The organism is Anaerobiospirillum sp. NML120511, from assembly GCF_023050955.1.
Classification (GTDB): domain Bacteria; phylum Pseudomonadota; class Gammaproteobacteria; order Enterobacterales; family Succinivibrionaceae; genus Anaerobiospirillum.
The window spans coordinates 15,485-37,219 of record NZ_JALKIK010000004.1; the positions used below are offsets into that span (position 1 = coordinate 15,485).

General features: G+C 52.4%; 13 protein-coding genes. All 13 read right to left on the reverse strand.

The genetic code is table 11. The features are described from left to right. Nucleotides 1–442: 442 nt before the first annotated feature. The 13 genes from MXE39_RS01805 to MXE39_RS01865 all read right to left on the reverse strand — a co-directional run bounded on the left by MXE39_RS01805 (nucleotide 443) and on the right by MXE39_RS01865 (nucleotide 21,474). Nucleotides 443–688, reverse strand: a complete 246-nt coding sequence (locus MXE39_RS01805; RefSeq protein ID WP_247073738.1) for a hypothetical protein — start codon at nucleotides 686–688, stop codon at nucleotides 443–445. A gap of 1,132 nt (nucleotides 689–1,820) precedes the next feature. Further along, on the reverse strand, nucleotides 1,821–3,143 hold the full coding sequence (locus MXE39_RS01810) for an exo-alpha-sialidase (RefSeq protein ID WP_246976818.1): 1,323 nt from the start codon (nucleotides 3,141–3,143) through the stop codon (nucleotides 1,821–1,823). Between the two features lie 646 nt (nucleotides 3,144–3,789). Then, nucleotides 3,790–4,458 (reverse strand): ribose-5-phosphate isomerase RpiA, encoded by a 669-nt coding sequence (rpiA, locus tag MXE39_RS01815; protein ID WP_246976815.1) that lies wholly within the window; start codon nucleotides 4,456–4,458, stop codon nucleotides 3,790–3,792. 404 nt (nucleotides 4,459–4,862) lie between these two features. Further along, nucleotides 4,863–6,053, reverse strand: coding sequence for a tyrosine--tRNA ligase (gene tyrS, locus MXE39_RS01820; RefSeq protein WP_246976812.1), 1,191 nt, complete (start codon nucleotides 6,051–6,053; stop codon nucleotides 4,863–4,865). Between the two features lie 562 nt (nucleotides 6,054–6,615). Next, nucleotides 6,616–7,131 carry a hypothetical protein gene (locus MXE39_RS01825; RefSeq protein ID WP_246976808.1) on the reverse strand — a complete coding sequence of 172 codons (516 nt, stop codon included), beginning with the start codon at nucleotides 7,129–7,131 and terminating at the stop codon, nucleotides 6,616–6,618. 280 nt (nucleotides 7,132–7,411) lie between these two features. Next, the gene (locus MXE39_RS01830; RefSeq protein WP_246976806.1) at nucleotides 7,412–8,149 is read right to left on the reverse strand and encodes a hypothetical protein; all 738 of its coding nucleotides are present in this window, start codon (nucleotides 8,147–8,149) and stop codon (nucleotides 7,412–7,414) included. A 413-nt stretch (nucleotides 8,150–8,562) separates the two neighbouring features. Then, nucleotides 8,563–9,309 carry a hypothetical protein gene (locus tag MXE39_RS01835; RefSeq protein ID WP_246976803.1) on the reverse strand — a complete coding sequence of 249 codons (747 nt, stop codon included), beginning with the start codon at nucleotides 9,307–9,309 and terminating at the stop codon, nucleotides 8,563–8,565. A gap of 515 nt (nucleotides 9,310–9,824) precedes the next feature. After that, nucleotides 9,825–11,627, reverse strand: a complete 1,803-nt coding sequence (locus MXE39_RS01840; protein ID WP_246976800.1) for a hypothetical protein — start codon at nucleotides 11,625–11,627, stop codon at nucleotides 9,825–9,827. 223 nt (nucleotides 11,628–11,850) lie between these two features. After that, nucleotides 11,851–13,038, reverse strand: a complete 1,188-nt coding sequence (locus MXE39_RS01845; protein ID WP_246976797.1) for a DUF295 domain-containing protein — start codon at nucleotides 13,036–13,038, stop codon at nucleotides 11,851–11,853. A gap of 1,432 nt (nucleotides 13,039–14,470) precedes the next feature. Continuing rightward, on the reverse strand, nucleotides 14,471–16,129 hold the full coding sequence (locus tag MXE39_RS01850; protein ID WP_246976794.1) for a hypothetical protein: 1,659 nt from the start codon (nucleotides 16,127–16,129) through the stop codon (nucleotides 14,471–14,473). A gap of 102 nt (nucleotides 16,130–16,231) precedes the next feature. Then, nucleotides 16,232–18,163: an SUMF1/EgtB/PvdO family nonheme iron enzyme gene (locus tag MXE39_RS01855; RefSeq protein ID WP_246976791.1), complete on the reverse strand. Its 1,932-nt coding sequence runs from the start codon at nucleotides 18,161–18,163 to the stop codon at nucleotides 16,232–16,234. A gap of 294 nt (nucleotides 18,164–18,457) precedes the next feature. After that, complete coding sequence (locus MXE39_RS01860) at nucleotides 18,458–19,663, reverse strand: ABC transporter permease (RefSeq protein ID WP_246976788.1); 1,206 nt, start codon at nucleotides 19,661–19,663, stop codon at nucleotides 18,458–18,460. Beyond that, entirely contained in the window at nucleotides 19,663–21,474 is a 1,812-nt protein-coding gene (locus tag MXE39_RS01865) for an ATP-binding cassette domain-containing protein (RefSeq protein ID WP_246976785.1), read from the reverse strand. Before MXE39_RS01865 ends, MXE39_RS01860 begins: the two co-directional genes overlap by 1 nt. Between the last annotated feature and the right edge of the window lie 261 nt (nucleotides 21,475–21,735).

Below are 21,735 nucleotides of genomic sequence, written 5' to 3' on the forward strand. Positions count from 1 at the left end.
CTAAATCCAGGCAGGTTGAGCTCCATGACAGGGGCTGTCATTGTTGAGTGTGACAGGAAGTTAACAAAATTAACCTGGCATGTCCCGCGTCAAATATGGCGAAATTACCATAGAAAAAACCGTAATGGTTACTTCCAGACTAACTTTATATTACTTTTAGAGCAATACTGTTATATCAGGCTAACTGCCATGCAGGTATTAAGATCCCCGTATATTCCCTGAAAACAGCCTAAGGGGCTTTGTATAACAGTATATGACGGCTTGTCACACATCTGACGCTTTCAGGAGAGCATCTTCCAAAATTAATTAAGTCCACGTCTTCCCCATCAGCAAATATAAACTCCCGTCCGTTTGCAACGCCAAAGCACAGCAGCGCCTCCACACGCCAGCTTCTGTTCTGTCCTGACATATCCCTATCCATGCATTATCAGGCATCTGATAATCACGCAACTTCAAACCAGCTGATGCCCTGCAGCGCAAAACCAGGATCGTGACGATAAGGCACTTTCCCATCCTGGAACCCATTATGCCCGTTGCTATGACCACTGCCGGGCAAATGCATATGCTGATGACGGTCCTGCAAGTCAGGCTGATAGCCAGATATTGCAAGTAACCAGGCCCTTACTGTCGCTTCATATTTCTGACAGGTATGCATCTTGATGCGTGCACACCGTAGCAACTGCTGCATCTGCCTCAACCTCCACCTGGTTTTACCTGGCAAAACCTGGAATACCCCACTCCGGATAAGGTTAGAGAACCAGATGATGTCTCACAGCATGGACCATAACTGTCTTTTATCCCCTCTAAGCCCCATGCGCCAATATAAAGACGCTCCATAAATTCATCTGTACAGCAGCTAATATACAGTGATGTCACTCAATAATGGGCCTGAGAGCAATGAGCAAAGGGAAGAGTTCATGCCAATGACCCCAGGGCCGCTCTGCGGCCGTAGTTCTGCAGCCCTGAATGAAATGCCATAAACTCAACACAGCCATAATGACAGGCCCCCTGCTGGCGGTTGCCCTGCAAGTCACTGCAGGGGCTGGGAACAGCAAGGCATGCACCCCGACCTGGTGTCAGTATTTTGCGCACTAATGGCCCTTATTCAGTGACAGGTACTTCACTCATACAGACACCCCACCCCCAAGAGACATAGCCTTCCCCTATATAGCCACTGCACATGCTCAGGGACAGGGCCTGCACTCATAAAGCCTGGCTTAATGCCCTGGGACATGTCCTGTCATTGAAGCAATGACATACGGCCACGTTCGCTCTTCTGAAATGATTGAGTGCAGCAACAACTGCAGTGCAACTAATGCACAGGCAGCAGCGCTGCCTTACTTGGCCAATAAGTCTGAAGCTCAGTATGAGGGACGGTACTGCCTGGCCCATGTTGCTGTCTTAACTGAGCTGGCCCGTTGCAGATCGCCTGAACATGTCAGATATGCGGACTACAGGCATGAAAAAAGCCTCATAAATGAGGCTTTTTTCATATCAGGTGCTGACGATGCGCTGCAGTTTATCGGCTCTGCAGTTCATCAGATCTGCAGCGCACGGCCTGCACACCTTTAAGGGAATATTATGTGTCTGAGCCATGAGCCTGGGGCCTTTGATAAGGATGCAGGCTAAAGCACTGGCTGCAAGAGGTCAGATGCAAGGCGCTCTGCGCCATACAATACGATACGGTCTTTTGGCCCGTAAGGCTGCTGTTATGGCGCACTGGTGAGCTGCCGGGGGCTGTGCGCATTGCACGTTGCACGTTGCCCTTTGCACACTGTCTTATGGCTTTGTTGCCTGGCGGCTGTCTAATTTTCCGCAAATCAGGACTTGAGCAGGCGGAAGATACGAATCTTGATGGCCTTACGGTGGTCGGTGTAGCAGACATAGAGCAGATGGTGACGACGGTCCACCTGCATGTATGGTGAGGTGAACACTCCCTTTGGCTCATCCTCAAGACGCAGCAGCTCGGTAAAGCTCCTGCCATCGCTGGATACATATATAGCAAGTGGAGCACCAGCCTCAGGATCGCACTTGTCCTTGTCAGTTACCAGCTTGCCGCAGACCAGAAGACGGTTCATGTAGGTAACGCAGTCAATGCCGGCCAGATTGTTATACAGAGGCACTGCATATGGCTCAGAGAAGGTGCTGCCGGCGTCCTCGCTGTCGGCTACATAGACCTGACTGCCACGGGCACTCATAATCATATGGACGCGGGAAAGCTTCTGCTCAAGTTCTTCCTTGCCAAGGGAACTCAGATCATTGTCTTCTGTAGCGTGATTGCCCAGATCCTCAAACAGAGCTGCCTGAACTACACCATTGGCAAAAACAGCTTTTGCAGATGCTTCCTTGAGCTCGGTACTAGGAGTAATTTCATTACTCTGGTGCAGAGTACGAAGATCATCATCACTGTAATCAACAAAGGCCAGGCCTTCATTGCTGTCTACAGAGCAAGGCATGATGACACGGCCGGCATAAGGACCTTTACGGACCAGGTATGGCTTGGTACGGACAGGTCCACGACCTTTGACTGCTGTGTCAGGAACCATCTCACGTGGGGTAATAAAGTGCCTGCCATCATTAAAGCTCATGCTCAGATAACTTACAGTGGCGCTGTCAGCCTTGCCTGCCTTGTAGACCAGAGCAATGATGGAGTCGTCAGTGCCCTTGATATCCATGGAAGGATAGAGTTTCTGAGCCTCAGCAATAAGAGTATCTGCAACAGTTGGTGCCTTGCCTGCAGCTGTGTCGATCAGATGACCGCCCTCGCTCCTGCGGCGGGCACGCATGCTCTCACCCTGATTGAGATAGAACATGACAGGAGTGGAGTGGCTGTGCTGATTGAGCTGTGGACAGGCCAGCTTCTGCACTGATGAATGACTGCCATCTGCCTCAATACGTACTACATAAATTGAGGTATCGCCCTTGTCCTGATCTGATCCTGCATAAAAAGCACATAACATAGGGCTGAAAGGGATAAAGGCATGTCCAAAACGCTCATGCTGCAATGGCAGGAGAGTACTGGCATGACACAGTCGTACGGCCTTGTCAGAGGGATCGCTGGAAGTCTGCTCAAACTCCTGGTTGGCTCTTTCGACCTCGTCGAGAGTGATAGAGGTGCTGAATACCTCATGAACATTAATCATATGACCACCTTAATCAGTCATGGCAGCACCGATGCTCAGGGCAGACTTACCCCTGCATTCAGGGCAGCACAAAAAGGCACAGGCTTGTCGCTGCACAGTACATGAAGAATAAAGATACCGCGCTGCAAACATAAAACATCGATTCTATTATGCCATTACCAGTACGCGCCCATATGATTTTTACTGGTCAACTGTTCAAACTGTGACAGTCATAAAAGATTAAGGGCCTGCCGCCCCAACGGGGATCGCAGGCCCTTTAATCTTTAAGGAATATAAGCGCAAAGTTACAGTTGCCAGCTGCCTGCCCCGGACAGCTCACGGCCATGAGCTCACGGCGCCACCTGGTGCACTGGAATCCATGGGCGCACTGGAGTCACGTGCGCACATCGGCCCCTGGCTCCATTGAGCTTCACGCTGGGCTGCAGCCAGCTGAGCTCCAGGAGTGACTGGCTCCATTTAGCTTCTCGATGGGCTTCAGCCAGCTGAGCTCCAGGAGGGCTGGCCCCCATTAAGCTTATACATGGACTGGCGCCCATTGAGCTCATGAAGCCCTGAGCCGCTGATGCTGATGCACCATTATCAGGTTCAGCATCATCGGCCACTTTCGTTGATGGATAAGACCTGAACAGCGGGCCTGCACCCTGTTTTACTGGCGACGGCGCTCCTGTACGCCTTCATCAGTAGCATAGAGCACTACATCAGCGCCACGGGCAGCAAACAGACCAACAGTTACTACACCAGGAATGGCATTAATGGCGGTTTCAAGCTCTTTGGCTGCGGTAATGGACAGGCCATGGACATCGAGAATCTCGCAGCCGTTATCGGTAATGCAGCCCTCACGCAGCACAGGATTACCACCCAGGGTACGCAGAGTACGGGCAACCTGCTCACGGGCCATAGGGATAACCTCAACAGGCAGAGGGAACTTGCCCAGGGTATTAACGAGCTTGGACTTGTCTACGATGCAGACAAAGGTTCTGGCCATGGAGGCCAGAATCTTCTCACGGGTCAGACAGGCACCGCCGCCCTTGATCATTTCAAAATCATCATTGATTTCATCGGCGCCGTCGATGTAGACATCATATGGCTCACAGCTGTTAGGATCGAGCACCTTTACGCCAATTTCCTCAAGCAGGGCGGTGGTGGCATTGGAGCTGGAAACAGCTGCCTGCACCTTGATGCCCTGAGCCTGAATTGCTTTGATGAACTTGACTACGGTTGAGCCAGAACCCACGCCCAAAATTCCATTTTCAGGAATGAAATCCAGAGCCTTTAAGGCCACCATTTCCTTTAACTCGTCCTGAGTCTTAGACATTTCCAACCTCAATAATAGCTTCAAACCAAAGAAAAAAGCCCACCGGTAATGAAACTCCATTACACAGGGTGGGCATATTTTAGCGCACATAAATGCACTTCAAAGTGCAGCCGCAATTTACTTTCATTTATATCCCGAACTTGCTATGCAAGAACATCTGCCTGCTCCATATATGGACCGTCCGCCCAATATGAGTAAAGCCAGCTCCACATTATGGATGCACGCCATCAACCTGGCTGCTGCCGCAGGCAGTCAGTCTGGCAGGCTGATGTCTGGCATCAGCCTGATGTCAGGCACAAGCTTGATGTCATGCATCAGCCTGATGCCTGCTATGGCGCACTGCAGATATGAGATGTTGAAAGTATTGCTGATTGTCGGCTGCTCAAATGCATGGTGCCTGAATATTAATTGACGGTAATGCGTGCGTAGCGACGCTTTCCTACCTGGTAGACCATGGTGCCCTTTGGCACTTCAGCCTTAGGATCGGTAACTACCTTGCCGTCGCACTTGACGGCATTCTGCTTGATCATGCGCAGAGCCTCAGAGGTGGAGGCAACCATGCCTGCATCCTTGAGCATATTGGCCAGGGACTGGACGTTTTCAAAGGTAAACTCATCCATTTCCTCAGGCAGAGCGCCCTTGGCAAACTGGTTGATAAAGCCCTGAACGGCATCGTCACCAGCCTGATCGCCATGATAGCGGGCAACAATTTCGCGACCCAGTTCCATCTTGGCATCACGTGGATTCATTTCACCAGAGGTGCACTTGCGCTTAAGCTCCTCAATCTCAGTCAGTGGACGGAATGAGAGCAGGTCAAAGTAAGACCACATGAGCTCATCTGACAGACTCATGATCTTGCCAAACATGTCACCTGGGGCATCGTGCACACCGATGTAGTTGTGGGCGGACTTGGACATCTTCTTGACGCCGTCCAGACCGACGAGCAGAGGCATCATAAGAACGCACTGCTGCTCAAGGCCGGCATCCTTCTGAAGCTCACGGCCCATGAGCAGGTTGAACTTCTGATCGGTACCACCGAGCTCTACGTCAGCCTTTAAGACTACGCTGTCGTAGCCCTGCAGCAGAGGGTAGAGAAACTCGTGGATAGCAATTGGCTGACCTGACTGATAGCGCTTGGTGAAGTCTTCACGCTCGAGCATACGGGCTACGGTAAGCTTGGCAGCAAGGCGGATCATACCCTCAGCGCCCAGAGCACCCAGCCACTCGGAGTTGTAACGGATCTCGGTCTTTTCCTTGTCCAGAACCTTGAAAGCCTGCTCGGCATAGGTCTGAGCATTGGCCATGATCTGCTCACGGGATAACTGTGGACGGGTGGAATTCTTACCGGAAGGATCACCTACAGATGCGGTGAAGTCACCGATAATGAGAATTACCTTGTGACCAAGATTCTGGAAAGTACGCAGCTTGTTGAGGATAACGGTATGGCCAAGGTGGATATCCGGAGCAGTAGGATCCATACCCAGCTTGATGATGAGCTCACGACCGCTCTCCAGCTTCTTCTTCAGCTCGTCTAAAGGAATGATTTCCTGAGCACCACGGGCAATTTCGCGCAGTGCATCTTCAACCGCTGTCATGTTTTCTCCTGTCAGCAACCAACTTATGGGCAAAATAGACAATACCCGGCGTCCCCGCAGTCAGCACACAGCGTTACAGCATTTAAAAAGGACAAACCCGGATTTTTTCAGCGAATGAGTATATCACAGCGCTGCGGGCGATAACTATCAATGCCAGGCCGCCTGACCTGCTCCCCTGCACCATGCTGAAGCTGGTGAAGGTTTATGAGCGGTCAGGATAAACAACTTAACTCTGCAGTAGCTCCGGCCTGATGTCGTACCTTTATGTGCAGATGCGCACGCCTGCTACTGAGCCGATCTGTGTGGCTGTACCCCCATGAGTATGAGCATCCCTATGCAGATGCGCACGCCTGCTACTGAGCGGATCTGTGTGGCTGCCCCCTATGAGGATGAGCCGCCCAAGGCAGACGCGTCCAGAATAATGCTGTGCACTTTCATAAAGTCTTCATTAATCACAATGGCTTAAAAATACAAAAGCCCGCCTCATGATGAGAAAACGGGCTTTTGCAGCAGCTGCCTCCATAAGCAGCCTCTTTCGGCGCCGTCCAGGCGAGCTCAGTGATTACTGAACCATGGCAGCCTCAAGCTCGGACAGCTGAGCTTCAAGTTCCTTAATCTGCTTTTGCTTCTGAGCAATGGTCTGCTCGGCTGCAGATGGGGTATTCATCTTCATGATCTGATCGCGGGCATTGGCAAGCTTGTCCTGAAGGTCAGCACTTAATGCCTTCTTGCTGGCCAGGCGTGATTCAATGTTGTAAAGATCAGAACGAGCCTTATCAAGAACGGCAGTACGCTCAGAATAGCTGCCCATCAGCTTGCGGTCCATCTCGTGAATCTCGCGGGCCAGCTGATTAAGCTGAGCTGCTTCAGCCTTGAGCTCCTCTACTTTCTTTTCCTTAGCCTCAATACGCTTACCATAAGAGCCTGAAGCTATACAGCCCATCTTGCCAAAGAAACCCTGATCCTGGCTTGGATCGCATTCCTCAGGAGTAGAGGCACAAGCTGATAACAGTAAGGATGCTGAAATGGCCAGAGCTGTAAGCTTCAGACCGCCGGTAACTTTGTTTGCCTTGAACATGAAATTTAACCTTCTATTGCTCTGCAGGCAGCATCTGCCTGCCGGTTCAGGCCCAGTTGCCTGAAATAAAAATGATATTGACAGTTATGTCGAGCTGATTATGCCGCTTTGCCTCATCTTCGCAGCTCAGATGCAGGTCTTATCCAGACTGCTGTGACTGCATAGCCCTCAGTGTCTGTCATGACTGCATCAACTGCACTGACTGCAGGACAGCACCGAATAACCTGACTGCACTGACTGCAGGACAGCAATGACTGTACGGGCCTGAATGCGTCAGCACTCAGGCTGCCTTGTCACCGCCATTGAGAGCCAGATGCAGCACATTGGAGTCTTCGCTGTAAGCAAGATAGGCACTCTCAATTTCCTTTATGGACTTCTTCAGACGGGTTATCTGCTTATCGCACTCCCTAAGACGCTTTTTCTCCTCAAGAGTGATGTCGCCATCGGCAGAGAGCTTTTCCTGCACTCTGGCGTAGCTGGCAATACTTCTCTCGTGATAGCTGATGTTGTCCTTGAGGACCTTGATGTTGGCATCGTAACGGGCCACAGTGTTCTCAAGATCGGCCTTATCAGCCTTATTCTTCTTGATCTGAGCCTTAAGGAGTTTGAACTTTTTCTTATCCTCAGCATAAACAGCCTGGGCGGTGGATGCCATCATTGCTGCTTTCTGACGGTTGCTTTCCATGTCCGCAATCAGACCATCAAGCTGCCCCTCACGGGTGTTATAGCTTGAGCGCAGCCTGTCCATTAAGGCATTGGCGCCCATGGCTACAGCACAGCCAATGGCGGCCGCTGCAAGGCAGACCTCTCGACTTCTGCCCTGGATAATACATGCAGTGACTACTACTGCAGCACCTGCAAGACAGGCTACGCCATAAGAGGCAGGCTGGACACTGAACTCCTGGTTGGTAAGGCGGGGATCAGCATCATCTGGAAATGAAACTGAATTCGAGCTGCATCCAGTCAAGGCAAGGCTGGCACACAGAGCAACAGCCAGCACATAATTCCTGAATAACATGACACGAGGATCCTTACAGTAGATTTCAAAAACCAATGACAGACCGTTGCCTGATGAATGATGTAGCCTGACAGCTTCATAAGAAGCGTACACTTTCACAGCAGAGCAGCATTTGGCTGTGCATTAAGCATCTTTTCGATAAGGGAAGCCATCCGCCATCAGTTATGTGACCGTTGCAGCTGTCAGGTAAAGACAGATGCCGCAGTGAGGGCAGCATGCAGCTGCCCGGAAGCGTCAGCGCAGGCAGCCAGGGGCGGCCAGCTGCTGTCTGAAAATGTCAGATGCCGCAGCCGAAGACATCGTAATATGCCCGCAGCCGGGGCGTCGTCAGTTGTGTAACAGGTGCAGCTGGCCGTCCCCTCCGAGTGCATCACCCGACATTAAGGGCAGCACTGTCGTCAGTGCAGACCCGATTAAGCAGCCTTGCTGCCTCCATCAATGGTCAGGTGAAGAACATTGGAGTCCTCGCTGTAGGCGAGATATGCACCCTCGATTTCCTTGATTGACTTCTGCAGACGGGCAATCTGCTGATCGCACTCTTTGATACGCTGCTTTTCATCTGGTGTAAGGTTGCCCTCAGCTGCAATCTGGCTGCGTACTTCCTTATAGCTGGCCAGAGACTTGTTGTGGTAATCAAGGTTCTCCTTAAGAATCTTAATGTTGGCATCGTAGCGAGCCACAGTCTTCTCCAGCTCTGCACGATCAGCCTTGCTCTTCTTGATCTGAGCCTGCAGCAGCTTGAACTTTTCCTGATCCTCGGCATATACAGCCTGAGCTGTTGAGGCCATCATGGCAGCCTTCTGACGGCTGTCTTCCATGGTGGCAATAAGGCCATCAAGCTGCTCCTCACGGGTGTTGTAGTTGGAGCGAAGCTTGTCCATTAAGGCATTGGCACCCATGCCAGCACCGCAGCCCAGAGCAGCAACAGCAATACAGGCCTTCTTGTCACCCCCCTTGAGCAGCAGACAGCCAATGCCACTGACAGCAGCACCGGACAGACAGGCAACGCCATAAGAGGCTCCGTCCACATTAAACTCCTTGCTGGTCAGACGAGGATCAGCGCCGCCCGATGAAGATGAGGAACCGCTGGTGGAGTTACAACCGGTAACAGCCAGGCAGGCTGACAGAGCAGCTGCAATAACAGTCTTCTTGAATAACATTAAATACGCTCCATATGGTTTCTTACATAACCTGCTTAAGGTGCATGTCTGATACAGGCTGCTATGCTATTTGGCTGAGAGCTGCAGTACTGCTTGAAGCCCCTGAAGTGACTTGACAGAATAATCGGCATCATTTAATGCAGGAAACAGCTTTATTCAATCAAATAGCATATACATGGCATTTTTGCCCCTGCTAAGTATACCACTGCCTGCAGTGCAGGCGGACAGCTTATATAGACTCTGACTTAAGCCTGGGTCACTGGCAGCCGCCTGCCGCTGCAGAAAACATAAAAAAAAAAAAAACCAGACTTCTGCCGTGATGCACCGGCATCTACCTGCAGAGCAGTCTGGATAATAATTCACATCACAATTTAGCTCTGCCGGACAGCCTGTGCGCGCTGTAGCGCTCTGGTCAGGCTGTCTCAGGCATAAGACAGTACAGGTCACTGGCTGTGCACGGTCGCGCCTGCAATACGGATCCGGTCCGGCTGTGTCAGCAACAGTGACCGTTAAAACTACTGTCTTGAATACAGAGTTATAGGGAAGCGCTGATTACCATTCTGACCAGTGCAGCTTACCTTGCCACTGGCATCAGGAGTGCACTTTACCTGAGGCAGCTGATAGGTGCTGTTATCAGGGCAGACTGCCTTGCCACCGTTTTCTATGACAATGTCCTTACCTTTTACAGCTGCGCTTATTGGGGCTGTACACTTGGCTCCGTTAGGACGGGTAACAGTGATTTCACCCTTGCCATCATTGAACTTGTAGGCCATCTGCAGCGGCTTGCCGTTGGCGCTGTCCATCAGCGGTGACCTGGTATTCCAGTCGCCGTTGAGCACAGATACGCCCTGATTCTGCAGATCTTTGCTGCTGAAGGACAGGCCCTTGGTTCCAGCAGGCATTACCGGATCAGGTGGAGCAACCGGTCTTGCCGGTGCATTTGGATTAAGTGCCTGCTCTTCGGCAGCACGGGCTGCATCAATGGCAGCCTGACGTTCTGCGGCACGTGCAGCCTCCACAGCGGCCTGAGGCGACTGCTGGGCCGGCATCTGAGGATCAGGTGGAGGTAATGGACCGGACTGACCGGCGTCAGAAGCGCCTGCAGCGCCGCCGGTGTCAGCTGTGCCAGCCGCACCTGAGCCGTCAGCAGCACCGGAAGCGCCTGCGCCACCAGCAGCACCGGAAGCGCCTGCGCCACCAGCAGCACCAGAGGCTCCGCTGCCAGCCGGCATGCCGCCGCCCATTGGCATATTGCCGGCATCCATGCCGTTTCCGGCTGGCATGCCGCCGTCACCGCCTGACAGGCTCATGGATGGACCATTGCCGTTGACATTAACTTCAGGCAGATCAACAGCTGGAAGATCTACTGACGGCAGATCAGGTGCTGTTAGATCAGCTGCAGGAAGATCAGGTGCCGACAGGTCGACAGCCGGAGCCTCAACAGCTGGAGGATTCAGATCAGGCACCGGCAGATCTGGAGCACCAAACAATGGGTTGAGCAGGCCTGCAAAAAGGCCGAAGTACTTCCATAGCAGCCAGATCAACAGCGGAATCAGCAGCAGAAGCAGTAACAGGAAGAAAATCACCCAGCACAGAGTGTGTCCGGCAAAGATGCCGCCGGCAATAAAAGGAGCACAGCATCTGTGTCTGGTGCAGGCATTCCCCTGCTCAACAGGTGCAGGCTGCGGCTCTTGACGTGGAGGCTCAGGCGGTGGAGAAAATGGAGCTGGCTCCGGTGCCGGAGCAGAAGGAGGTGGCGGTGGAGTAAATGAAGCACCACCGGTGAACTTTGGGATCTCCTCTTGCAGACGAGACGATGGCAGAACTGCAGGATCATTGCTGTCCTTAAGGAAGCCCCACATGGTGATTACCGGTTTGCCGTCAACAATGTAAACATATTCCTTACCTGGAAAATGAATGGCGTTGAGCTTACGACTGCTCTGTTCACCTATCAGAAAGTTTACAAACAGAGTATCTTCCTTGGTACGCCAGGCCTCTTTGGAGTAGGTGTGCAGATTGCGCTCAAACTCCCTGATTTTCTGCAGAGCATCAGCACGCTCTGCAGGGGTGGCCGATGTCCACTTTACTATCGAATAGCTGCCATCAGACTTTGTTGAATCAAAAGGGATTTTCCAGTCAATGGTAACTTCATCTGAATGCAGCACTGGACGGGCCAGATAATTAATCTGCTCTTCAGGTACTGACGACAAAGCAAGAGATTTGATAAATTGCTCTGCCATCTTATAAACACGGTCGTTTCCGTAGCCAACCGCTACAAAATTGGTAGTATCGATAGTTACAAGCAGTTTTTGATCCATAGAATAATCATCTCCACGGCCTCTGCCCTCAGACAGTACAGCCTGCGCAGTCCTCTGTTCGTTTTAACCAATAAGTGCTTATCCTCATACAGATAAGCTTTAATTCCTGCAAATGACGCTGTAAGGACATGCATCCCGTGACAGCTGCTCATCTGCTGGCCGGCCCTGACGGCATATTATTACATGAGAGCTAAGATCTCACCTGTCCGGCTTCCCCGGGCTGTTACTGAGAGTCGATATACTCCTCAGACAGATAGATCCCGTTCTCCTGACCTGCCTGCTCAGCCGTTGCTTCTGATGAGACCTCAGCGCTGACAGCGGAGCCGGCACCGGCATCAGACTGCTCATTGGCAGCTGCAGCATCAGCTGCAGCTGCATCAGCAGACTCAGCCTCAGCCAGAGACTCTGTATCAGGAGCTTCTGCTGCCGGCTCATCAGCTGCAGCTGCGTCAGCAGACTCAGCCTCAGAGACTGACTGCGCAGCCCTGTTTAGGGCCTGGTCCTGCGCGCTGTCCAGATATGATGAGTCAAGGTAAATCTGGTTGTCTGTCTGAGCGCTGACTGCTGCGTTGTCAGCCCGGTCAAATACACCCAGAAACTTTAACAGCAACACTATGGTAAGCAGGCAAATCGATGCCGCCAGAATAAGCACCGCACGCGACATACCATCTGCACCGCCCCTGCTGTCAGAACCGCTGCCCTGAACAGCACTCCTGCCTGCATCCTGCTTCCTGTTGGCTGCTCCAGCACCCACCGGGCTGCCTTCTGAGGCTGCATCTTCCTGCCCTGATGACTTTTGCGTCTTATCATCACTGTTGTCAGTCACTGCCTTGAAAACAACAGGAGGCGTGTCATTGACCACAGGCCTCTTCATGGCCTCTGGTCCTGTAAGGCATTCAAAAGGTGACTGTGAAAGAGTTTTCATGTTTCTGGTAAAACCCCAGAAAGTGATCACCGGAACACCATCTACAAAATATATACAGTCAGGACCGGGAAAATGGAGGGCCGGGAGACAGCGCGTACTGTTCTTTTCAAGATAGCGGGCAATGGTACTCAGACTGCTTTGACTTGACTGACGAGCCATGGCGCGTCCGGTGACGGTAAGAGCGCTTTCCATGCGTCTGAACAGCTCGATGGCTTCGTCCCTCTGTTTCTGATCGACGTCATACCAGGACACTATATCATGCGTGCCCTTATCTGCAGACGGCTCAAATGGAACATACCAATCCATGTGCAGGCCATCGATTGACATCTGAGGTACGGCCAGATGACGGATGAAATCGTTGTGGGACTTGTTATTGAAAGTCAAAGCATCAAGAAATGAGCCTGCATTGGTATAAACAGGACGTCCGTCCAGACCAATTGGTACCAGCTCAGAAATATTGCCGCTGACAATCGGGTCTCTTCGCATGTGAACCTCGTTTTAGCTTTTTCTCTTTCCCTGTGAAAGACACAACTGCAGCTGCCTCATATTTCCTTACTAAGGCGGGCATAAGAGCAGCTCAAGTAAATCATTGCTCATCACAGCCCCATTCAGCCAAATGGAGCTCCCGGGCCCACCAACCCAGCTGCTCCCAACAGCACAGCCAGACAAGGCCAGGCCAGTTACCATATGCGCTGTCATAATGCGCATGCAGCCGGAGCCGTGAACGGCCCGGCCACACTGTCATGTCAGCTGGAATACATACAGGCAGCATGAAGCCACAGACAGAACCGGCCCGTTCCCGGGATCAAAACCGCTCCTGCTGTCATGTCGCGCGGCGGGACCGCCCCGTAGCCGAGGCATGGTGAGCTGCCGGAAACAGGTCGGGCCATTATTTGCTGCACCGGATCTGCCCCGGGCTGGGCATGTGATGATGGCCAGAATAAAGATCTTTCCATGCTCTTTACAGCATTAGAAGATCTCACAACGGCCGGCAGACCATTTCAGGACGGCAGAGTCCGAGCCTGTCAGGTCAGCAACACAAACTGGCATAAGGAAAAGCCCTCAGCCAGAACTACGTGAATATCAACGTCTAATCTGTTCTTGTAAAAATCAGTGCCTCTGCACCAGTCAGTATGGCAGTCCCATCAGCGTAAAACCATCTGACATGAATACAGTGCACTGTCTGCATTCTGCAGGGGCATAGCCTGGCGGACATTCTGCAGCCGGAACTCAAATGCTGGTGGCCGCTGCAGCACTCCTGATGAATGTGATGCTCTTACTGGCGGCAGAAGCCAGCAGGTGTTCAGGTACAAATTCTTAATTTCTTTCTGGGATGTTCTCAGCTGCGCACTTTCAGCTCTCTGCGACAGGAAATCCGCATAAGCTGCATACAGGCAGAATGTATGATGGCTGACAGTCTGAAAAATGATACCAGGCCTATTGTACCAGGCTCTTACCTGGAACCAGGACAGTATGTAAAAACAGATACTGACTGCATCCACGAAAAGCTGTTACTCCTGAAAGCATGCAGCCGCCATGGCAACTGGTCAAGGCGGCACAGGCTGCAGCACCTGCAATACCATGGAACCTGGTCAAGGCGGCACTGGCTGCAGCGCCTGCAATACAGCTGAACTGCCATTGTAAAGCTTTAAACAGCGCACAGAGCCAACAGGCTTACATAAAGGGGCAATGACATATGGTGATCCTGTGTACATGGGGGCCATATGCCCGGTCTCCTGTCCGGACGGAGGGAGGGGTGCCCTGGCTGCAGTCCGGTTGGAGGGGTGCCCTGGCTGCAGTCCGGTTGGAGGGGCGCCCTGGCTGCAGTCCGGTTGGAGGGGCGCCCTGGCCGCATTCAGGACGGATGAGTGAGGGCTGCGTCCGGGGTGGCTGCGGTCAGGCAGCAATGTTTAATGGTCTAATTGCAGACTTTCTCCAGGGCTTTGCCGGCGCTTTTGAGGTTGGAAACCAGCTTGATGGCATCTCCCGGACGGTAGACCTTACCTCCGGTAATATCTGCTACACACTTGGCATCAGGAGCGTCTTCTCCTATGAGAATGACGTGAATTTTAAGCAGTGGCTTACTCTTATGCAGTTTTCTGGCAACAGCACAGATATCCATATTCTCCGTATTCTTACAGGTATCGACACCATCGGAAATCAGAATACCAACACTCTCAACTCCGGCCGGAGCCGCATTGACCATACCGGTAAGACCACTGATAAGAGGAGTCAGAACCTCAAATGGCAGCATGCCTCTTACATTCATGGGATTGGTTTGAGTTATGGCCTTTTTCAAAGCAGAACGCTGTGAGGCACCAAAAGTTCCGTAATCGCGGGCCAGGGGACATCCCTGCATGCCAAAGAGCCTGACCGGCACATTCTTATCAACACTGTCCACAAGAGCATGAGCCGCCTTAATGGCTGCGGTAATTCTCATGGTGCCGTCATTAAGCGGCTTAATCATGGAGCCCGAACCGTCAGTTGCAATCAGCAGCTGCGGAACTTTGCCCTCTTTGATAATAGTCTCGCACTTGGGCAGCTTTTTACCATTGGCTGTTACGGTCTTATCAGTTGTTGCGCCAGCTTCAGCGGCCGCCTGAACTGCCGGCTGCTGTTCTTCCTTAAGGAATGCATCAGTCTGAAGCAACAGCTGCTCAAGATCCTCTCGGATCTGCAGTTCCTGCTCGAGCTTTGCCAGCTGAGCATCAAGATCATTAAGACGGCTGTTCTCTTCGGAAAGGGAAATCAGAGACTCACTCTGTTCGAGCAGCTCATTGACCCTGGCAAAAGCCGACTCATCACGGACCAGCTGCTCCTCAAGCATGGTAAGTTCATCGACTTGTGAATTGACCAGATCCTCAAATGGCCATGGCCAGAAACGCCAGAAATAAATGCCCAGAACCAGCAGCAACAACAGCAGGCCGATAAGCCGGGCAATCAGACAGCCGCTCAGGCCTCCGGCCGCTGCACCGCCGGCGGCAGCTCCTGCTGCTGGAGCGCCCGGTGGCGGAGGTGGCGGTGGGACTGCTGCCGGAGCGGCTGCAGGTGGAGGCGGCGGTGGCGGCACAGCTGCGGCTGCAGCAGCCGCTGCTGCATCAGCGGCTGTGTGGGCAGCATCGAGCATGGTGGCGTAATAGCCGCTCTCCATGGCGGGAACTATAACCGGATAACTGTCATCGACTACCACCAGATGCTGCGGATACTGTAACAGCAGACAGAGAAACTCAGGGGCGCTGAGAGTATGGCTGCTGTCAGGAATGGCGCCTGCTCTGGGTGAAGGATAAGCACTTTCCAGAGCACTTCTAATCTCGGCCGTGGCGGCTTCATATCGGGCTGCGGCATTTTTATGGCCGTCCTCAAACTGAGGCACACCGTCCACCAGAAAAACTCCTGTGACGTTGCCCGAAAAAGCTGTGGTGAAATTGAATTTGCTGCCATCAGCATCCACAGAGGCAATAAGAGAACGGGCATTGCTACTGATATTCAATGAATCCAGCAGTGAGGCTGTGCCAGTCATGGCATCAACTGTCTGAGGGGCCAGTGCCTCTCTGTCAAGACGCATAAAACGTAACATCTGACTGTCCTTATTGACTGTTAATACTGCAGCAGCTGTAAGCATGGAGGCGCCGGACCTCCACCGCGCGGCAGCACGGCGGCAGCCGGGCTGGGGCATGGCCTACTTGCTGCGGGCAATACCAATGCACTGCTTGAGCCAGCGCTTTTTGTTTTCCTCGAGGTCGCGGCTGCCACTGCTGTACTTTGCAGCGTCAGTCTCGAACTGAGCAATATAACGATGCAGCTCGCCATTGTTACGGCCCATGGCCTGCTGGGCGTTCTTGAGCTGAGCCTTGATGAATTTGTGATCGAAGGTATCGTTGGTATCTGTCAGGTGGTCAGCATAGTAAGAGAGCAGGTAATCCACGGTAACACCGGCAATGGCTACGTTTTCTTCAGCCTTCTTGAGCTGCTCTGCCTTGCGCTTGACGCATTTGTCATCACCCTCATCGCATGGAATGTTCTTCTGACTGCGGGTCAGAATGGCCAGCACATTTGCCTTAAGCTCACGCTCTACCTCGGCCTTGGCAATACTGCTGCACAGATAGCCGCCCAGACGCATGCTGGAGATAATGGCACGGTCACGCATCTCATCACGACGGGCATTGGACTCAATCATATTGGAGCGCAGCTTGTTGAGGTTCTGATTCATGGTCAGAATATATTGCCCCATGCTTTCAAGCTCCTTGCGGGCAGTATCAGCCTCAGTTTTCTGGGCAGCCAGCTCCTTTTTAAGCTGATCGTTTTCAGCCTTGACGGCATCAGATCCGGCCTGGGCTGAAGACTTGGCCGACTCGGCCAGCTTACGGGCCTCCTCAGCCTGTGCGCGGGCTTTGGCAGCCTGCTCCATGGCCTTCTTGCTTTCAGCCTCAGCACGCTGCTGGGCGGCTTTGTGCTGTGCCAGAATCTTATCGAGCTCACCAAGGGCATTAACGCTGCCGCCGCCCTTGGTATCAGCCGCATCATCAGTACCCAGTTGGGCTACCTGTGCATTGAGATCACGTACTTCGCCCATGGAAGTGGTAAATGGCAGGGCCAGTACCATGCGCAGGCCCATGTCACGGCTTTGAGTTTCCTTGCCCTTGGTAAAGTAGGCACGCTCAAAGCGATAGGCCGTAATCATCTCATCAGGTCCGCTGAGCACACTGCCGCCACGTACGGTAAAACCACCGGACTGACCATGCAGACGGCCGGTGCGGGTAGCATGGAAAGGATCAATCATCATTTCCGAGACATTGCCCAGCATGTCATAAATACCAAGAGGATTTGGCTCCTTGAGACCTACTACACGTACCTTGCCGTCAGAGGAGCTGCCCTGACCTTTAAACCAGGCATAATCAGCAATGGTCTTGCCCTCGGCAAAAGGGAAGACGTCGGCACTGAATTCAGATGAGGATACATTCATGCCGCCACGGGCTGCAAATTCCCACTCACTGTCGGTAGGAAGACGGGCAAAGGCCGGTATCTTATCAGCACTCTGCGGAGCAGCTGCTGCGCCTTCGCCTGAAAGGAACAACGAATAGGAGCGGGTCAGGTTGACCGCATCAAACCAGGACAGACCGGTCTTGGGATTACGATCTCTGACGGTGAACTTTTTGGTCGTACACTTGCCCTTGCCACCGTTCCAGGAACTGAGTACTTCATACTGGGCCTCGGTAAGCTCATATTTTGAGATCAGATAGTAATAGCCGTCTTTATCGTGGAAAGCGCCCTGGATGTAACGGCTGTTAGGTGACTGCGAGAGCATGGAGCCGGCATTGTTGCTGCCGGCTGAGAAGCCCTTGTCATCCAGCTTCTTGTCATTGCTGGTATAAACCTTTCTGAACACCATGAAACCGCCGCAGGGCATTGCTACGGTGACGTCATCTGCAGCCGGCTTGGGATTCCAGGTCTTATCGGCCTCGTCAGCATGAGCCGGAGTCACGGCAGCAGCAACAGCAAAAGCACCCATGCCCAGCAGAGCGGACAACAACATGGCCCTGCCGCCCTGTCTGACGCTGTTGAAACCTTGTCCGGCAAGAGCGCATGCCTGAGACAGTAAAGACTTTTGCATAATAAATTTCTCCAGTGAAAGAAGAGCTGCTGCTCCAGGTTTATCCAGCAAACAGCCTACAGACCGTGCAGTCATAAAGCGGTTTTGACATAATTAAAGTCAATAACACAGCCAGGGCCTATAGTGCCACAGTAAAAGACTATGATCACGACAGAGGCCAGGAAAAAGCGCAGCAATTGTGATTTTGTGCACAGCCCGCCCGGCCGCCAGGGCAACCGCTGACGGGTGCAGCTGTCAGCAGGCCGGGCCGGGCAGCAGAGCCGGCCTGTCAATGCGGGGCCAGGTGCGAGTGCATCAGGCCTCACGCAGAATGTCTGCTATCTGAACCTTAAGGAAGACATAATGGGTGGAAAGCAGAGCTATTGCTGAGGCAATACCTACTGTTGCACCCAGGAACGATACTATGTGCAGCACGGTCAGACGGCTGATGACAGGTCCCATCATGAGGTTGTGGAAGTAGTCATTGAAGATGCCCGAGCCAATGCTGTAAAGGACATAGGCAAGGACAAAGCCCACCAGGGAAATAATGACAGCCTCTATGGTGGCCAGCAGATAGATATCTGATCTGGTCTGGCCCATCAGTCTTAAGAGCACCAGATTGCGACGGCGGGACTTGAGGGAGCTGAAAATCAGTCCGCCCAGAGCAATGGCGCCACCAGTAACGGAAACCAGCGCAACCACACCAAAAACAAAGTTGAGCACCCTGCTGATGGCGTTGACATTCTCAATCTCACGAATCTTGGAGGTGACATTAAGATGGCGCTCGACAAGTGAATAATACAAAGGTGTTACAGCAGCCAAATCCCGGGCATAAAGACGGAATTTGGCGTAGATACGGTCTTTTTCGCGCACATAATTGCCGTCAGTAAGCAAAGCCGGATCATAGCCGTTGCGGTAATCATCAATGGCGTTGACCACATCAAGGTTAACCATGATGCTGTCCTTGTCGACAAAGCGCTGTTTAATAATGCCTTTGACGGTAAGTTCAATACGGGCACTCTGACGCATGCCCTCACGGGTACGGGAAATTACAGCTGTTATGGTATCGCCAGGCTTGAGGTTACGCTGCAGGGCAAAACTCTCGTTAATGAAAGTCTCATGATCTGCAAGAGCATCACTGTCTGAGCTGTAGGCAATATCAGATCCCAGCACTACAGGATCGCCCGGGCTGGTAGGAATAACCTCGGCTCTTTTGACACCGCCAGGGAATTTGATATCCACCAGGGCATTGAGTGCTGTGACCTCAGGAATAATGTAGCCCACATTTGGATTACTCTTGAGCTTGTTAAAAAAGGCACTGTCGAGGCGATAGGAAGTATCGAGAGTCAGAGAAAGCACCTTGGGATCATTCATGAGATTTTCCCTGAGCTCTTCAAGAATGCCGTAACGCAGGGAAAAAAGCAGCAGCAGTGGTGCAATAATACTGGCTATGGCCGCAACCTGGCAGATGCTCATGATGCGGTCCCAGGTAAGTTCCCTGTATGCAAGCTTAAATAACATCAGACTCTTCCCCCTGTCTGCTGACTCTGACTTTCAGACAGATCCGATCTGTCGCTGTCTGCCATACTGCCACCTGGTCTGCTTTGCAGAGGATCGGCCATAGCCCCTCCATCAGGTCCGCCCACACCGGCAGGCCCGGCATAAGCACTGATATCTGCGGTTAAATCAGCGCCAGCCATGTCCGAGGCTGACTGGGCTGCAATGGCGCTGACAGCGGCCTGCCCGGTAATATGGGTAGAGGCTGTTCTGCCCCTGTAGTCACTGCCAGGAAGATGCACCGCTCCTGTATAAAGATTAGCTCCTGCCTCAGTCAGTGAAGCTCCATAGACGTTATGACCATCCTGACTGTTGCTCTGCCTTTTAAGGCGTGCCTGAAGATTTTCAAGCGATGTGGTGTAGTGGGTCACACGGTCGTTTATCTTTCTGCGACCGCCAAAGCCATGCACAGCAGCATCACCTGCTCTGAACAGATCATCATCAGCCTTTGCATGGCTGCCTGCAGCTGAGCTGTAGTTGAACTGATCATAAGATCCGCCATAGCCGCGATAAAGCTCATCAGCCACATCACCGGCCCTGCTGCTGTCTCCTGCTGCTCTTATCTCATGGAAGCCCTGCTCATCACTCTTGTAGACAGTATTGCGCATATCCTCATCGACATCGCCTCCATCACCACCGTGAACTTTCTGACTTAAATTGCTGGCGGCCGGAAAATCAATGGCATGTCCTGACATAAAACGGCCATCACCATCAGGGATGCGCTGCCTGTCGCCACTGTCAGATGCTGCAACAAAGACAGAATGTTCTTTATATGAGGCATTCTTGTCGTAGATGTAGCGACGGTAACGGGATGCAGCCCCAATGTCGTGGGTAACCAGCAGCACTGAAATACGCGCTTCCTGGGAAATCTCATCTATGGAGCGGAAGAGACTTGCTGCTGTATCAGGGTCAAGAGATGAGGTAGGTTCATCAATGAGCAGCAGACGTGGTTTGTGAGCAATGGAGCGGAGAAAGAGGGCGCGCTGACGCTGACCAATTGAGAGCTGATCAGGGCGCCTGTCAAGATGTTCGGCAAGTCCAAGACGCTCTATATAAGGCTCAAGAGAGCGCATAAAGTTGGCACACTGCTCATTACCGGACTCATTGCTTATCTTCAGAGTACGACTGTAGCGATCATCACCCTTGATGTAAGGAATACGGCTTTCTTTGCGCACGGCTTCAGGGACGGTACCGGTGCGGGCATTTATCTGATCATGAGGGTTACTGAGCTGACTGTATGTTCCTGAGCGGGCATTGGCTCCGTCAAGAACGCTGCTCTCATCATTAAGTGTATCCAGCCATGAGTGATCCTCAGAGGCCTTCTCTGCAGTGGCCTCGCGGGCTGCACGCCTTGCTGCAGCGCGCTCCTCAGCTTCCTGCAGGGCCACTGTAGTATTCGGTACCGGCTTTGAGACCTGTTTGTTTTTGAAAACCGGGGTTATTTTCTTTCTGAGCGCCAGGTGAATTTGCAGAACGAGATTTTCCCTGATTGTAAGATAAGGCAAAAGGCCACCTGTCTGAGGCATAATGCCCACCTCAGAAATACGCAAAGCCTCTGAATCGCCATTGCTGAGCATGTCGACCTCAATATCATCAAGCACAAACTGCTCAACTGACAAAGCCGGAGTCAGAAGGCCAATGGCCTCCATCAAAGTTGACTTGCCTGAACCCGAGATGCCACAAAGAGCAACGCACTCTCCATCATCGATGAAAAGCTCTGGCAGAGTGACGTTAAAGGAGCCCCTGACAACTTTCAGGTTTTTAATCTCAAGCATGACGCTTTTCCTGTGATTAAGTTATTAACCCATCATCTGCACAGCCCTGTCTGGCCTTATGCAGTCCTTATGTGTGATTAACCGGCCACCACCGCCCCTTAGCCGCAACAGCAGCTGCAGCCTGTTGTGCAGCATGCCGTGCTGCCCCTGTTTTCAGGGCCGAGCCTGATCCGGGGCCTGGGCCGGGCCTCAGGCTCACCTGAGCATGTGTGACTATCCTGGCCGGTATCCTGAATATGTCCTGAATTAAGTCTGACTGTA